Below are 540 nucleotides of genomic sequence, written 5' to 3' on the forward strand. Positions count from 1 at the left end.
AACGCGCTAAGCTGACCGCGCTTCGTTCCGTCATCGATATGGACGGTAACGTGCTTTATCAATCGTTGCCTCGTTCCTCTCGCGCGGTTGATGAACAAGCGGCTTGGCTAACGACTTACGCGATGAAACAAGGTGTCGCACAAGGTACGGGCCGCTACCTTCAAAGCCAATTCGCTTGGGCTGCGTTGGCGGGTAAAACGGGCACCAGTAACGATACTCGTGATAGCTGGTTTGTCGGGATTGATGGCCGTGAAGTGACGACCATTTGGCTAGGCCGTGATGACAACAAGCCAATCAACCTTACGGGGTCAAGCGGTGCATTGCGTGTTTACGCGGAATACTTGGCGCAGCGAATTCCTGAGCGTTTGGAGTTGCCTTGGCCTAAAGAAGTGACGACGCTTGGCTTTAAACCGACCTCCAACGGTGGTTTAGAGATGAATTGCCGCAGCGATTACAAACTTCCAGTATGGGATAAAACGGGTCAAATCAAACAACAGTGTGAGAAAAAATCTAACTGGTTGAATAGTTTGTTTGATTGGT

The 540-nt window shown here is 50.4% G+C and carries 1 protein-coding gene; it reads left to right on the plus strand.

Annotation, left to right across the window (positions count from 1 at the left end; all coding sequences use genetic code 11):
* Positions 1-540 (plus strand): penicillin-binding transpeptidase domain-containing protein (locus R8O11_RS30655; protein ID WP_318195314.1); only part of this gene is annotated, 540 nt, incomplete at both ends.

The organism is Vibrio sp. 1288 (assembly GCF_033344475.1).